Below are 650 nucleotides of genomic sequence, written 5' to 3'. Positions count from 1 at the left end.
TGCGGTGAGTTCATCAAGTGCAGAGAGACGCTTCTGGTCAACCGCTTGCTTATAATTCATGACGTCTTGGAAAAGCACGCGACGGTGAGTTCCTTTTTTGGTAAAGGGGATCTCACCTTGTTCCAGTAGTTTCACCAAATAAGGGCGAGAGACATTCAGCATGTCTGCAGCTTGCTGTGTTGTCAGCTCAGCATGCACAGGTACCAGTGTCACAGCATGACCTTGTGCCATTTGAACTAAGACCTCTTTCAACAGGTTGAGGGCTGCTGTTGGAACAGTTAACTGCTCTCCACCTTCATCAACAAACTGAATACGCTCAGCACTTGGTGCCTGCTTACCAATGATTTTGGCAAGTAAAGGAGCGCTCTGTCGCGCTAGATCAATATCATAGGGGCTTGGGTTGTGTACTGCCCCAAGTGCTGTTGATGTCGCCATGTTTCTGAAACCTCTTAATGACCAATACAGTCATCATATACGAAATAAACGAAACGGGCAAACAATCGAAATAAACGAAACCAGATCATCCTTATCTACGCTAACTACCGAAAACACTGGCTTATAGGGCATATAGAGCTTTAGCGAAAACTTCCGATAACTAAGGTTACCGGCTATTTTTTTAGGGGGGATTGAGTAATTGGGGTGGGGTAGGC

The 650-nt window shown here is 45.8% G+C and carries 2 protein-coding genes; both read right to left on the bottom strand.

Annotated elements, in window-relative coordinates; translation table 11 throughout:
• A partial coding sequence (locus KCG35_RS26000; protein ID WP_215822814.1) for a helix-turn-helix domain-containing protein occupies nt 1-435 on the bottom strand: 435 nt, incomplete at its 3' end.
• A gap of 33 nt (nt 436-468) precedes the next feature.
• On the bottom strand, nt 469-650 hold a 182-nt coding region (locus tag KCG35_RS25995; RefSeq protein ID WP_215822813.1), incomplete at its 5' end, for a hypothetical protein.

This window comes from Zooshikella harenae, assembly GCF_018837975.1.
Classification (GTDB): Bacteria; Pseudomonadota; Gammaproteobacteria; order Pseudomonadales; family Zooshikellaceae; genus Zooshikella; species Zooshikella harenae.
This window is presented reverse-complemented; position numbering and strand designations above follow the sequence as displayed.